13 protein-coding genes are annotated in these 14353 nt (G+C 63.5%); 3 read left to right on the forward strand and 10 right to left on the reverse strand.

All coding sequences use genetic code 11. The features are described from left to right. Positions 1-241: 241 nt before the first annotated feature. The 10 genes from G3O01_RS45675 to G3O01_RS42060 all read right to left on the reverse strand — a co-directional run bounded on the left by G3O01_RS45675 (position 242) and on the right by G3O01_RS42060 (position 9429). Positions 242-373, reverse strand: coding sequence for a hypothetical protein (locus G3O01_RS45675; RefSeq protein WP_277403088.1), 132 nt, complete (start codon positions 371-373; stop codon positions 242-244). 135 nt (positions 374-508) lie between these two features. After that, positions 509-970 carry a peroxiredoxin gene (locus G3O01_RS42020; protein ID WP_205813382.1) on the reverse strand — a complete coding sequence of 154 codons (462 nt, stop codon included), beginning with the start codon at positions 968-970 and terminating at the stop codon, positions 509-511. 154 nt (positions 971-1124) lie between these two features. After that, the gene (locus G3O01_RS42025) at positions 1125-2021 is read right to left on the reverse strand and encodes a polysaccharide deacetylase family protein (RefSeq protein WP_205813383.1); all 897 of its coding nucleotides are present in this window, start codon (positions 2019-2021) and stop codon (positions 1125-1127) included. A gap of 12 nt (positions 2022-2033) precedes the next feature. Beyond that, on the reverse strand, positions 2034-3080 hold the full coding sequence (locus G3O01_RS42030) for a bifunctional UDP-4-keto-pentose/UDP-xylose synthase (RefSeq protein ID WP_205813384.1): 1047 nt from the start codon (positions 3078-3080) through the stop codon (positions 2034-2036). Next, a complete protein-coding gene (locus G3O01_RS42035) occupies positions 3077-4024 on the reverse strand; it encodes a formyltransferase (RefSeq protein ID WP_205813385.1) in 948 nt (315 codons plus the stop codon). The genes G3O01_RS42030 and G3O01_RS42035 overlap by 4 nt, the downstream gene beginning before the upstream one ends. Then, complete coding sequence (locus G3O01_RS42040) at positions 4021-5070, reverse strand: glycosyltransferase (RefSeq protein WP_205813386.1); 1050 nt, start codon at positions 5068-5070, stop codon at positions 4021-4023. The genes G3O01_RS42035 and G3O01_RS42040 overlap by 4 nt, the downstream gene beginning before the upstream one ends. Positions 5071-5122: 52 nt before the next feature. Continuing rightward, the gene (locus G3O01_RS42045; protein ID WP_205813387.1) at positions 5123-6274 is read right to left on the reverse strand and encodes a DegT/DnrJ/EryC1/StrS aminotransferase family protein; all 1152 of its coding nucleotides are present in this window, start codon (positions 6272-6274) and stop codon (positions 5123-5125) included. A gap of 241 nt (positions 6275-6515) precedes the next feature. Further along, positions 6516-6887 (reverse strand): SMR family transporter, encoded by a 372-nt coding sequence (locus G3O01_RS42050; RefSeq protein WP_205813388.1) that lies wholly within the window; start codon positions 6885-6887, stop codon positions 6516-6518. A gap of 28 nt (positions 6888-6915) precedes the next feature. Beyond that, positions 6916-8712: a glycosyltransferase family 39 protein gene (locus G3O01_RS42055; RefSeq protein WP_205813389.1), complete on the reverse strand. Its 1797-nt coding sequence runs from the start codon at positions 8710-8712 to the stop codon at positions 6916-6918. Between the two features lie 342 nt (positions 8713-9054). Then, positions 9055-9429, reverse strand: a complete 375-nt coding sequence (locus tag G3O01_RS42060; RefSeq protein WP_205813390.1) for an Mth938-like domain-containing protein — start codon at positions 9427-9429, stop codon at positions 9055-9057. A gap of 545 nt (positions 9430-9974) precedes the next feature. Between G3O01_RS42060 and G3O01_RS42065 the strand changes: the two genes are divergently transcribed. The 3 genes from G3O01_RS42065 to thrC are packed head-to-tail and all read left to right on the forward strand — an operon-like array spanning position 9975 to position 14084. Then, a complete protein-coding gene (locus tag G3O01_RS42065; protein ID WP_346779266.1) occupies positions 9975-11222 on the forward strand; it encodes a pyridoxal phosphate-dependent aminotransferase in 1248 nt (415 codons plus the stop codon). Between the two features lie 59 nt (positions 11223-11281). Next, complete coding sequence (locus G3O01_RS42070; RefSeq protein ID WP_205813392.1) at positions 11282-12613, forward strand: homoserine dehydrogenase; 1332 nt, start codon at positions 11282-11284, stop codon at positions 12611-12613. 22 nt (positions 12614-12635) lie between these two features. Then, positions 12636-14084: a threonine synthase gene (gene thrC / locus G3O01_RS42075; protein WP_205813393.1), complete on the forward strand. Its 1449-nt coding sequence runs from the start codon at positions 12636-12638 to the stop codon at positions 14082-14084. Positions 14085-14353 lie beyond the last annotated feature (269 nt).

Genomic DNA, 14353 nt, shown 5'->3' on the forward strand with positions numbered 1-14353 from the left:
TCAACATTGGCGCGGCCATATTCGGCCGATGCGGCTTGCTCCCCTTCTTGCGCCTGTTTTCGACCAGGCTTTGCAGGCTTCGCCGTGTATTCATCAGGCGGCAACAGATTGCCGAGCTTGCTGGGTGGGGTAGGCAAAGGCATGGTTTCCCTCAAATAAAGCGGGTCACAATTCTTCGCCGCCTGCCGCAAACTGTCGTGCGTTGTGCGCTCGCAATTTGCGTCCGGTGGCGCGTGTCGGATTAGTAATGCCGGTTCGCCTGGTCTTCGATCGGCTCCTTGACGAAAGTGCGCTGCGAACGACGCGAACTGCTGCGCGCAATTAAAAAAGCCGCCGCCCCGGCAGACGGGGCAAGCGGCTCGACTTCGGTCATCGCATTGCGCCTGATGGCTCGCCTCATTGCCGGGATGACTGCCTTGCGGTCAGCGGCGACGAAGACGCGATCTGCAGCGCAACTGCGGAAAAAAGTATGTGAACAGGCACTCATTGCGGCCCAATATAACGCGCCTCAAAGCGCTTGTACAGCCTCCAGAATGTCATCGACGTGACCTGGCACCTTGACGCCGCGCCATTCCTGGCGGAGCACGCCTTCAGCGTCGATGACAAACGTGGAGCGCTCAATTCCCCGTACTTCTTTGCCATACATTTTCTTCAATTTCATGACGCCGAAGAGCGTGCACAGCGTTTCATCCGGGTCCGATACCAAGGTAAACGGCAGTTCGAGCTTGGCCTTGAAGTTATCGTGCGAACGCACGCTGTCGCGCGACACGCCGATGATCTCCGCGCCCGCCTTCTTGAACTTCGGATACAGGTCGCGGAACTGCAGACCTTCCGTCGTGCAGCCGGGCGTGTTGTCCTTCGGATAGAAATACACGACGACTTTCTTGCCGCGCAGGCTGGACAGCGTGAAGTCGCCGCCCGTAGCCGGGGCGGTGAAGTCGGGAACGGGTTGATCGACTGCGATGGGCACGAGGTCCTCCGGTTTGTTATCGACGCTTATCGGTGTCGGCGGCGGCGTGGGCCGCGCGCGTGATTGTCTTCGGGGTTGCTTGCGGGCGCTGCGAGATCTGTCGCGCGACGCATCGGACGAAGCATGTTCGGGAGATGCGCGCACCGCTGCACGGCTAGTCGGGCTGGACGATCAGTTCGCCGGAGCGGCCCGGAATCTCGCCCCACGTCACAGGGTACGACGGCAGGGTGTCGCGGTCTAGCGTGGCATGGTAGTCGCCCATCGTTGCGAACGTGTGGCCTTGCGCGCGCCAGCCGGCGAGCAGTTGCTCGAACACGGGCGCGAGCTTCTGGCCTTCGAGTTCCGCGTGCAACGTGAACACCTGGTCGTGCGGATTGTTCTCGGTGCGCTTGAGCATCCACTGCGCGACATTGTGCGTGTCGATGCCGTCGATCCCGAGCACTTCGTCAAGCGTGGGCAGCGTGGTCGGCATCTGCACATGCGACAGCGTGCGGCCGCCCACGACCGGAAAATACGGCGTATGCCCGCGCCCATCGGACGCGTACTGCATGCCCCAGGCGTCGATCTGCTCGAACGCATGGCCGTTCATCTGCCAGCCCGCCGCGCCGTGCGTGACGGGCGGCATGCCGAAGATGTCGGCGAAACGGTCGTGGCTCTTCTGCATCTGCGCGACGGTCCAGTCACGCGGACGTGAACGCACGTTGTCCTGCCAGTAGACGTGGTCCCACGTGTGGATGCCGCATTCGAAGCCGGCTTCGTGGATCGCGCGCATTTCCGAACGCGCGCGCGCGCCGATGTCGGGGCCGGGCAGCAGCACGCCGTACATCAGCTGCTTCACGCCGTAGTGCTCGACCACGGACGTGCGCGACACCTTCTTCAGAAAGCCGGGCCGCAGCACGCGCCGCATCGCCCAGCCGGTGTGATCCGGGCCGAGGCTGAACAGGAACGTGGCGCGTGCCTTGTAGCGATCGAAGATACGCGCGAGATTCGGCACGCCTTCACGCGTGCCGCGCAGCGTATCGACATCGATCTTCAGGACGATCAGAGCCAAGCGCGACAGCCCTTACTGTTGCTCGACGAGGGCGCGTGCCTCGGCGACATGACCACGGTACGCTTCGAAAATCTTGCGCAGCGCTTCGTCGAACGTCGAGGTCGGCGCCCAGTTGAGTTCCTGCTTCGTGTTGTCGATCTTCGGCACGCGGTTCTGCACGTCCTGATAGCCCGCGCCGTAGTAAGCGCCCGACGACGTTTCGACCAGTTGCACCTTCTTCGCCATCTCCGCGTATTCAGGGAACTCAGCCGCGAGCGCGAGCATCTTGTGCGCGAGTTCGCGCACCGAGAAGTTGTTGGTCGGGTTGCCGATGTTGTAGATCTTGCCCGTGGCGACGCCGTCCTTGTTCTCGATGATCTTCATCAGCGCGCTGATGCCGTCGTCGATATCCGTGAACGCGCGCTTTTGCGCACCGCCGTCGACGAGGCTGATGTTCTCGCCGCGCACGATATGGCCGAGGAACTGCGTCACGACGCGCGACGAACCTTCCTTCGGCGTGTAGATCGAGTCGAGGCCCGGGCCGATCCAGTTGAACGGACGGAACAGCGTGAAGTTCAGGCCTTCCATGCCGTAGCCCCAGATCACGCGGTCCATCAACTGCTTCGAGCACGCGTAGATCCAGCGCGGCTTGTTGATCGGGCCGTAGGTGAGGGCGGACGCGTCCGGGTCGAACTGCTCGTCCGAACACATGCCATAGACTTCCGACGTGGACGGGAAGACCAGATGCTTGCCGTACTTCACAGCCGAACGGACGATGGGCAGATTCGCCTCGAAGTCCAGTTCGAACACGCGCAACGGCTGCTGCACGTAGGTAGCGGGCGTGGCGATCGCGACCAGCGGCAGGATCACGTCGCACTTCTTCACGTGATACTCGACCCACTCCTTGTTGATCGTGATGTCGCCTTCGAAGAAGTGCATGCGCTCGTGGTTGACGAGGTCGCCGAGGCGTTCGGTCTGCATGTCCATGCCGAACACTTCCCAGTCGGTCGTCTCGAGAATGCGCTTGGACAGGTGATGGCCGATGAAGCCGTTCACACCCAGAATCAGGACTTTTTTCATGTGTTACGGGAAGATTGAGTGAGCTGGGTGAATTCGGCGGGGGTGACGACGCGCTCGCTTGTCTGGTGCTGATCGTCGCGCTGATGCCGCAATTCGTGGATCGCAATCACGCGGCCGTCGCCGCATGTCGCAAAAAAGCCATTATCGCCTACGTGGATGCCGGGCGGCAAATCCCCGCCGGGCGTGCCGGGCGAGGCGAGCCGCGCCCGCGCAACCACGAAACGTTCGCCGTCGATATCCGTAAACGCGCCCGGATACGGCGGCGCGACGGCGCGAATCAGGTTGTAGACCTGCTGGGCGCTCTGGCTGAAGTCCAGGCGCCCGTCTTCCGGCTTGCGTCCGCCGAAATAGCTGCCGTGCGCGAGATCGTTCGGCAGATGCGGCGCCTCGCCCTTGAGCAGCGCGGGCAGCACGCGCCATAGCGTCTGTTCGGCGGCGACCGTCACCTTGTCGAACACCTGCGCGGCCGTGTCGTCGGGCAGGATGGGCACGGGCGTCTGCGCGATGATCGCGCCGGCATCGGGCTTGGCCGCCATTTCATGCAGCGTTGCGCCCGTTTCCGTCTCGCCGTTCAGCACCGCCCAGTTGGTCGGCACCCGGCCACGGTACTTCGGCAGCAAGGACCCGTGCATGTTGAACGCGCCGCGCGGCGCGACAGCGAGCAGATCGACGGGCAGCATGTGCCGGTAATAGAACGAAAAGATGAAATCCGGCTGTGTCTTGACGACGAGCGCGCGCAATTCCGGACTTTTCGGATCGGCGGGCGTGACGACGGGAATGCCGTGTTCGGCCGCCACGGAAGCGACGCTGCCGAACCAGATGTTCTCCGTCGGGCTGTCTTCGTGCGTGACGACCAGCGCGACGTCGACGCCGCGCGCGAGCAGCACCTGCAGGCAGCGCACACCGACGTTGTGATACGCGAAGACGACGGCGCGTGGCTTCATCGCTCCATCCCCTGATCGTGTCCGATCACGGGCGCCGGCTGCACGCCTTGCACGACCGACTGGCGCGGCTGCGCGGCGACGGGTTCGCCGTTGCGCTCCTCGAGAATGGTCTGCACCAGATAGCGCGGACGCGCGCGCACCTGCTGATAAATGCGGCCGATGTATTCGCCCAGCAGCCCGAGCGCGAAGATGATCACGCCGAGCATGAAGAACGTGATCGCGAACAGCGTGAACACACCTTGCACTTCCGCGCCGATGATGAAGCGGCGAATCAGCAGCAGCACGAACAGCGCCGCCGAGCCCATCGACAGGATCACGCCGATGAACGACAGCCACTGCAGCGGCACGACCGAAAAGCCCGTCACGAGGTCGAAGTTCAGACGAATCAGGCTGTACAGCGAATATTTCGATTCGCCCGCGAAGCGCTCTTCATGCGCGACTTCGATTTCGACCGGGTTCTGCGCGAACGTGTAGGCGAGCGCGGGAATGAACGTGTTGATTTCGCCGCAGCGGTTGATCGTGTCGATGATGTGGCGGCTGTACGCGCGCAGCATGCAGCCCTGGTCAGTCATCTTGATGCGCGTGATGCGCTCGCGCAGGCGGTTCATCACGAGCGACGCCTTGCGCCGCCACAGGCTGTCCTGTCGCTGCATGCGGATCGTGCCGACGTAGTCGTAGCCTTCGCGCATCTTCGCGCACAGCTTGCCGATTTCTTCAGGCGGATTCTGCAGGTCGGCATCGAGCGTGATGACGATCTGGCCGCGCGACTGCTCGAAGCCCGCGAGAATCGCCATATGCTGCCCGTAATTGCCGTTCAGCAGGATCACGCGCGTGGTGTCGGGGCGGGCACGGAACTGCTCGGCGAGCAGCGCGGCCGATTTGTCGCGGCTGCCGTCGTTGATGAAGATCACCTCGTAGCTCGTGCCGAGCGCGTCGAGCGCCGGATACAGGCGCGAGAACAGCTGGCCGAGGCCCGCTTCCTCGTTGTACACGGGGATGATGATCGAGACTTCGGGCGCGACCGGGCGTGGGTCCGTTTGATTCATTTCCGCTGGGTTTCCGCTTGTTGACCGCTTGGTTGACTGCCTGTTTGGCCGATTATCGGCCGTATTGTTCGCAAATTTCGTTGACGGCGTGGCACACGCGCGCGACGTCGCTTTCATTCATCTGCGTGAAGAGCGGCAGCGTGAGCGTGGTCGCGCCGTAGTGCTCAGCATGCGGATACATGCCTTCCTTGTAGCCCATCGCGCGATACAGCGAGAACAGGTGGATGGCCGGGTAGTGCGTGCCCGTGCCGATGCCGCGTTCCTTCATCTGCTCCATGAACTGCGCGCGTGTCAGCGACAGGCGCGCGAGCGGCAGCGTCACGAGGAACATGTGCCAGTTGCTGTTTTCGAAATCCGCGAGCGGCAGGCCCATGCCGAGCTTGACCGCCGCGCCGCCTTCGAAACCGCCGAAATACGCGCGCGCGAGCTTCCTGCGCTGCGCGTTGAAGCGCTCGATATGCTGCAACTGGCCGAGCCCGACGCGCGCGGCGACGTCCGTCAGGTTGTACTTGCCGCCCAGCAATTCGCAATCCATGCCGTCGAAGCCCGTGCGCACGATACCCTGCAGCCGGTATTTCTGCGCGAGGACGGCTTCTTCCTCGTTGTTCAGCACGAGGGCGCCGCCTTCGATCGACGTCAGGTTCTTGTTCGCGTGGAAGCTGAACGACACGATGTCGCCGAGCTTGCCGATGCGCTCGCCGTTCCACGTCGAGCCGAATGCCTGCGCAGCGTCTTCGATCACGCGCAGCTTGTGCGCGCGGGCGATCGCGTAGAGGCGGTCCATGTCGACGGGCAGGCCCGACAGGAACACGGGAATGATCGCCTTCGTGCGCGGCGTGATCGCCTTTTCCAGCAGATCCAGATCGATGTTGCGCGTGGCCGGGTCGATATCGACGAACACGGGCGTCGCGCCGACTTCGAGAATCACGTTGCTCGTCGAGACCCACGTCGCGGGCGTCGTGATGACTTCGTCCCCGGCGCCCACGCCCGCGATGCGCAGACCGATTTCCAGCGTGGCCGTGCCCGAGTTGAAGGTGCGCACCGGGCGGCCGCCGCAATATTCCGACAACGCCTTTTCGAACGCCTGGTTCTGCGGGCCCGTCGTGATCCAGCCGGAGCGGAGCACGTCGACTACACCGCGGATCGTTTCTTCATCGATCTCGGGACGAACGAACGGCAAAAACGGAACAGATGACTGGGTCATGGATGGTTTTGCTCGATGTAAAAATGGGTCTCAGGCCGCTTATCTTACGAAACACTGACGTTTAGCTTGTGTTGCGCTCAAATTCCTGCGTTTGCGTCGATCTGCGCCTGAATGCGGCGGCGATCATGTGCGAGTTCCGCTGTAATGTCCAGCGTTCGAAACTTTTCAGAAGACATTAGCAGACGCGAGCAGGGTTGCCAGGGGCGTTTCCGCTACGTCGGGGCGGTGTCAGCCGGGGATCTCAGCTGCGCGCCACCAGCACCACGCCGACCAGGATCACGCCAATGCCCACGAGGCGTTGCGCCGACAACACTTCGCCGAACAGATACCACGCGGCGAAGGCGTTCACAACATAGCCCAGCGACAGCATCGGATAGGCGATCGACACGTCCACGCGCGACAGCCCGACGATCCACACGACCACGCTCAGCACGTAGCAGGTAAGCCCGCCGATGATCGGCAACTGCGTCGCGATGCGCCAGCCGATCGGGATGATGTTGGACACCGTGAAGTCGAAATGGCCGATGGCGTTCGTGCCGGCCTTCAGGAGCAGCTGGGCCGTCGCGTTCAGCGCGACGCCCGCGAGGATGCAGAAAAGCGAAATCGGGTTCATCGAAGAAAAGTTCGGGTGAGGAAAGCGGTCATTGCTGCGGCTGTGAGGCAGCGGCGGGTGCCGGGGCGGGTTGGGCCTGCGCGGCGCCAGGCGCGCCGGCATCCGTTCCGGCCGCAAGCGGCTTCTCGACGATCACGCGGCGCGAGTCGCGCGCGACGACGGTCATCGGCAGATGCTGGTCGCTGAATTCCTTGTAGCGGTCGGGCGACATCAGCGCCATCGCGTAACGGTCCGACTTCCAGCGCTCGACCCATTGCGGGATCGTCGGCACCCATTTTTGCGGTTCCACGGAGACGCCAAACGCCAGTTCGTCGGGATGCTCGACCATGATCATCGTATGGTCGATGTAGAACGGCACTGTGTGATCGAGCACGCCGACCGAGTAGAACGGCGTGTCGGCGGGCAGTTTCGCGAGCGCGGCCTTCACATCGGGCGCGAGCGGCGCACCCGACGACAGCCGGCCGAACGCGTCGTGGCCCGTGCCGGCGATCGTCGCGAGCAGCACCCAGCCGATACCGAACGCCGCCGCGGCGCCCGCAATGCCCGTCGGCGATCCGTTTGCGCTCACGTTCGCCGCGTGGCGCGTGCGCCGGTTGATCCAGATCGCAATGAGCGTGAACACGAAGCCGACGGCGAGCGCGGCGTACACCCACGTGCGGAACTCGAGGTACAACGCGTTCGGATTGCGCTTGTCGCCGAGATGCCCCAGAAACACCGCGCCGAAGCCGCCCGCGACGAGGAACAGCGCATAACCCGTCAGATGCCGGTGAAACCGCTCGCGCGTGACGAGGGGCAGATACATGCCGATCACGAGCGCAATCGCGGGCGCGATGGGCAGCGTGTACGACAGCAGCTTCGAGTGCGATGCGCTGAAGAACAGGAAAATGAAGGCCGTCCACACGAACAGCAGCGTCACGGGTGCGAAGCCGTTGGCCTGGCGCGGCATGCGCAGCGCGTGCCGCGCGCTTTGAAACGCGACCGACAGCCACGGCAGGAAGCCGACCAGCATCACGGGCAGGAAGTACCAGAATGGGCCGGGACGGTTCTGCTCGGGCGTCAGATAGCGCCGGAACTGCTGGACGATGAAGAAGAAGTTGAAGAACTCGGGGTTGCGGTCCTGCACGAGCAGGAACCACGGCGTGACGACCGCGAAGAACACGATCAGCCCGCTTACCAGATAGAGGCGCTTCCACAGCGCCCAGTCGCGCGCGATGACGGTGTACAGCACCAGCACGGCGCCCGGCAGGATCAGGCCGACCAGGCCCTTCGACAGCACCGCGAGCGCCATCGATGCCCAGACGAGCCACATCCACAGACGCTGTTCGCGTGCGGCGAGCCCGGGGCGCTGCGCGAGCAGCAGTGCGCACAGCGTGACTTCCATCCAGAACGACAGGCCCATGTCGAGGGTATTGAAGTGGCCCATCAGATACCAGTACGGCGCGCTCGCAAGCACGACGGCGGCGAAGATGCCCGTAGCGGCATTGAACACACGCGCGCCCGTGTAGCCGACCAGCAGCACGCCCACGAAGCCCGTCAGCGCGGTGTAGAGCCGCGCCTGCCATTCGCCGATGCCGAACCACGCGAACGACAGCGCGTTCGCCCAGGTTTGCAGCGGCGGCTTCTCGAAGTACTTGTAGTCGTTGTAGCGCGGCGTGATCCAGTCGTTCGTGACGAACATCTCGCGCGCCATTTCCGCGTAGCGGCCTTCGTCGCTTGGCAGCAGATGGCGCCAGCCGAGCGGTACGAACCAGATCACGGCCAGCGCGAGCACGAGCAGCAGGACCGTCGTGCGATTGAGCGTGAGCCCGGACGGCTTGTCGTTCATGTGTGTTTCAACCTTTGTCGGCGCCGCTGTCGCGGCTTCTTTCTTATCCCGTTCGGACGGCTGTCCGTTGCTGCGGCGCGCAGCGCGCCGGCGTCATGTCGCGGCGCAGATACGGACAGGGCATCGCGGACTCGCGCCGCATCCGGTGCGGCGCTGCCCGCCGGCGCGCATTGTCCCTGCGCGATGCTTATCGCAACCTTATGACGCCGCGCCGCGCGATCCGCTGCCGGCTTACCGGGCCTTACATGGCGGCAGGGCGTCAGGCCACAAGGGGCGCCCGGCCGCGCAGTGTACTTGATCCGGATGACGAGGCATCCGGAATGCCATGGCGATGTCAGGCGTTCAGCCTTCGATCAGCAGCGCCGCAGCGACCTTGCGGCCTTCAGCCATCAGGATGTTGTAAGTGCGGCAGGCGGCCTTGAAGTCCATCGTCTCGACGCCGATCCGGTGCGCGGCGAGCGCGGCCGTGAGACGCGGATGCGGAAAGCGCAGGCGCTCGCCGCTGCCGAAGATGACGACTTCCGGCGCCGGCTCGATCAGCAGCGCGAAGTGCTCGGGTGACAGCGTCTCGAACGACGACACCGGCCACGGGATGACCGGGCTTTGCGGCAACACGATGATGCTGCCCGTATGGCGTTCGAGATTGATATCGACATAGCCAGCGCCGTAGCCCGTGACGGTATTCAGGGCGCCGCTTGAATCCTGGTGTAATTTCAAACTGGTTTTCCGTGGTCGTCGTAAGACATGCAGTCGCGGTTCGACTGGCATGCACAGGCCCGGGTTCAATGCGACAGGGACGGGCGCTGCGCCTGAGCGGCAGCGGCTGCCGGACCTTGCGCACGCCTCGCCGGGTGCCTGCCGCCGCGTGCCGAAGGCTTGCACAGCCTTGCGTGGTGCATTGCGGAACCCGGCCAAAATCCGCTAAATTATAACTTTTTAGCCGCCCGGCGGCTCCCTTCAGGTTCGCGCGCTGCCACAAGCCGCGCCCGCAAGGCTGGCGACTGCGCCTGGCCGTTGCCCGTGGGGTGTCCCGCAGTGACCCGGAAAGCGTCGGCGAAAGGCGCTACCCGAACGCCTGTCCGGCCTCCCGACGGCCCCGACGGTCATGTGCCGCCCACGTTCCGTTTCATGCACTGCGCCTGCCCGCGCCGCGTGGCCGGGACCGCCCGCCGCGCAATCCCGTCTCATCGCTTGCCCGCTGCCCGGGGCGAGCGCTCCGTGGTCCCGCTCACCCGGTGTCCCGCCCATTTACCCAGGATGAAGTGCCCGTCGTGAAACCGATACTCAAATCCAACAAGCTGTTGAACGTCTGCTACGACATTCGCGGGCCCGTTCTCGAACATGCGAAGCGCCTCGAAGAGGAAGGCCATCGCATCATCAAGCTGAACATCGGCAATCTGGCGCCGTTCGGGTTCGAGGCGCCGGATGAAATCATCCAGGACATGATCCGCAACCTGCCCACGTCGTCGGGCTATTCGGACTCGAAGGGCGTGTTCGCGGCGCGCAAGGCGATCATGCATTACGCGCAGCAAAAGGGCGTGGTGGGCGTGGAACTGGACGACATCTACATCGGCAACGGCGCGTCCGAGCTGATCGTGATGGCCTTGCAGGCGCTGCTGAACGACGGCGACGAAGTGCTGCTGCCCGCGCCGGATTACCCGCTGTGGACGGCGGGCGTGAGCCTGTCGGGCGGCACGCCCGTACATTACATCTGCGACGAATCGAACGCGTGGATGCCCGATCTCGACGATATTCGCGCGAAGATCACGCCGAACACGAAAGCGCTGGTGGTCATCAACCCGAACAACCCGACGGGCGCGCTGTACTCGGACGAACTGCTGCTCGGTCTGATCCAGATCGCGCGCGAACACGGCCTCGTGATTTTCGCGGACGAGGTGTACGACAAGATCGTCTACGACGGCAAGACGCATACGTCGATGGCGGCGCTGTCGGAGGACGTGCTCACCGTCACCTTCAACAGCCTGTCGAAGAGCTACCGCTCGTGTGGCTACCGCGCGGGCTGGATGTGGGTGTCGGGCCTGACGGGCGAAAACCGCCGTCGCGCGAAAGACTATTTCGAAGGCCTCGGCATTCTCGCGTCGATGCGCCTGTGCCCGAACGTGCCCGGCCAGTATGCGATCCAGACGGCGCTGGGCGGCTATCAGAGCATCAATGAACTGATCATGCCGGGCGGGCGGCTCTACAAGCAGCGCGAACTCGCGTACGACATGCTGACGGCGATCCCGGGCGTGACCTGCGTGAAGCCCGAAGCGGCGCTGTACATGTTCCCGCGCCTCGACCCGAAGATGTACCCGATCGAAAACGACCAGCAGTTCATCCTCGATCTGCTGCTGGAAGAACGCGTGCTGCTCGTGCAGGGCAGCGGCTTCAACTGGAAGACGCCGGATCACTTCCGCGTCGTGTTCCTGCCGAACGTCGACGATCTCGCCGATTCGATCAACCGGATCGCGCGCTTCCTCGACGGCTATCGCAAACGCCACGCGGCCTGAGCGCGGTTTATCCGCGCCCCGAACCGATTTACCAATCTCTCACTCGAAACACACGCTGCATGGAACCGATCAAAGTTGGACTGCTGGGCTTCGGCACGGTAGGCAGCGGCACCTTCACGGTACTGCGCCGCAACCAGGAAGAAATCAACCGACGCGCGGGCCGCGGCATCGAGATTGCGCGCATTGCCGTGCGCAATCCCGCCAAGGCCACCACAGCGCTCGGCAGCGAAGCGGGCACCGTCGCGATTACCGATGACTTCGGTTCGGTCGTCGACGATCCGTCCATCGACATCATTGCTGAGATGATCGGCGGCACGGGCCTCGCGCGCGAACTCGTGCTGCGCGCGATCAACAACGGCAAGCATGTGGTGACGGCCAACAAGGCGCTGCTCGCCGTGCACGGCACGGAAATCTTCGAGGCGGCGCGCGCGAAGGGCGTGACGGTCGCGTTCGAAGCGGCCGTCGCGGGCGGCATCCCGATCATCAAGGCGCTGCGCGAAGGGCTGACGGCCAATCGCATCCAGTACATCGCGGGCATCATCAACGGCACGACGAACTACATCCTGTCGGAGATGCGCGATCGCGGGCTCGACTTCGCCACCGCTCTGAAGGCCGCGCAGGAACTCGGCTACGCGGAAGCCGACCCGACCTTCGATATCGAAGGCGTGGACGCCGCGCACAAGGCGACGATCATGAGCGCGATCGCGTTCGGCGTGCCCGTGCAGTTCGACAAGGCGTACGTCGAAGGCATCAGCAAGCTGGCCGCGATCGACATCAAGTACGCGGAAGAACTCGGCTACCGGATCAAGCTGCTCGGCATTACGCGCCGCACGGACAAGGGCATCGAACTGCGCGTACATCCCACGCTGATTCCCGCCAAGCGTTTGCTCGCCAACGTGGAAGGCGCGATGAACGCGGTCGTCGTGCACGGCGATGCGGTCGGCACGACGTTGTACTACGGCAAGGGCGCGGGCGCGGAGCCGACGGCTTCCGCCGTGGTCGCCGATCTCGTCGACGTGACGCGTCTGCATACGGCGGATCCTGAGCATCGTGTGCCGCATCTGGCGTTCCAGCCGGACCGTCTGTCGAGCACGCCGATCCTGCCGATCGACGAAGTGACGAGCGGCTACTACCTGCGTCTGCGTGTTGCCGACGTAACGGGCGTGCTGGCCGACATCACGCGCATTCTGGCCGACACGGGCATCTCGATCGACGCGCTGCTGCAGAAGGAATCGGAACAGGTCGACGTGTCGAAGAAGGGCGAGACGGACATCATCCTGATCACGCACGAGACGGTCGAAAAGAACGTCAACGCGGCGATCGCGAGTATCGAGGCGCTGAAGACGGTCGTGTCGAAGGTGACGAAGCTGCGCATGGAAGCGCTGAACTGACGACACCTAAAGAGGCTAGCTCATGAATTACATCTCCACGCGCGGCGCCGGCATCGGCGAGCGCCATACGTTCTCCGACATCCTGCTCGGCGGTCTCGCGAAGGATGGCGGCCTGTATCTGCCGAACGACTATCCGAAGGTGTCCGCGGATGAACTCGCGCGCTGGCGCGCGCTGCCGTACGCGGATCTCGCGTTCGAGATCCTGCGCAAGTTCAGCGACGACATTCCCGACGAAGACCTGCGGGAACTGACGCGCCGCACGTACACGGCACAGGTGTACTGCAACGTGCGCGACGAAGAGAACGCTGCACAGATTACGCCGCTGAAGACGCTGGGCGTCGAAGGCGGCACGCCGCTGTCGCTGCTCGAACTGTCGAACGGTCCGACGCTTGCGTTCAAGGACATGGCGATGCAGCTGCTCGGCAACCTGTTCGAGTACACGCTGGCCAGGCATGGCGAAACGCTGAACATTCTCGGCGCGACGTCGGGCGACACGGGCAGCGCGGCCGAATACGCGATGCGCGGCAAGAAGGGCGTTCGCGTGTTCATGCTGTCGCCGCATAAGAAGATGAGCGCGTTCCAGACGGCGCAGATGTACTCGCTGCAGGATCCGAACATTTTCAACATCGCGATCGAAGGCGTGTTCGACGATTGCCAGGACATCGTCAAGGCCGTATCGAACGATCACGCGTTCAAGGCGCAGCAGAAGATCGGCACGGTTAACTCGATCAACTGGGCGCGCGTGGTCGCGCAGGTCGTGTACTACTTCAAGGGCTATTTCGCGGCGACGAAGAGCAACGACGAGCGCGTGTCGTTCACGGTGCCATCGGGCAACTTCGGCAACGTGTGCGCGGGTCACATCGCGCGCATGATGGGCCTGCCGATCGAGAAGCTCGTGGTCGCGACCAACGAGAACGACGTGCTCGACGAGTTCTTCCGCACGGGGATTTATCGCGTGCGCAAGTCGTCGGAGACGTATCACACGAGCAGCCCGAGCATGGACATTTCGAAGGCATCGAACTTCGAGCGTTTCGTGTTCGATCTGCTGGGGCGCGATCCGAAGCGTGTGCTGCAACTGTTCCGCGATGTCGAGGAGAAGGGCGGTTTCGATCTTCAGGCGAGCGGTGATTTTGCACGCGTGCAGGAGTTTGGTTTCGTGTCGGGGCGCAGCAGCCACGACGATCGCGTCGATACGATTCGCGACGTGTTCCAGCGGTATGACACGATGATCGATACGCATACTGCCGATGGCGTCAAGGTTGCGCGTGAGCATCTGCAGGCAGGTGTGCCGATGATCGTGCTGGAGACTGCCCAGCCGATCAAGTTCGGCGAAACCATTCGTGAAGCGCTCGAACGTGAGCCTGAGCGGCCGGCAGCGTTTAGTGGTCTGGAGGCGCTGCCTCAGCGGTTTGAAGTGCTGGCGGCGGATGCTGAGCAGGTTAAGGCGTTTGTTGCTGAGCGGACACGGTAAGGGTTGTTTTTTTGTCTGCGACGCTGGTTTGGTTTGCTCGTGTTTTTGCTGGCATCCGCGTTTTGTTATTGGTACTTCAGGCGTCGCCCCTGTGCGGGGCGGCACCTACTTTTCTTTGCCGCGGCAAAGAAAAGTAGGCAAAAGAAAGCCGCTGAACACCGCTAGCCCTTGTTCTTGCCCACGGGCCCCCAACGGCCCCGTCCTGTTCGCGACATCGCTCTTCTCGATGCCCGCTGCCAACGCTCTTATTGAGCGCCTCACCCGCTTCA

The sequence above is a fragment of the Burkholderia sp. Ac-20365 genome, from assembly GCF_017104715.1.
Lineage (GTDB): Bacteria > Pseudomonadota > Gammaproteobacteria > Burkholderiales > Burkholderiaceae > Paraburkholderia.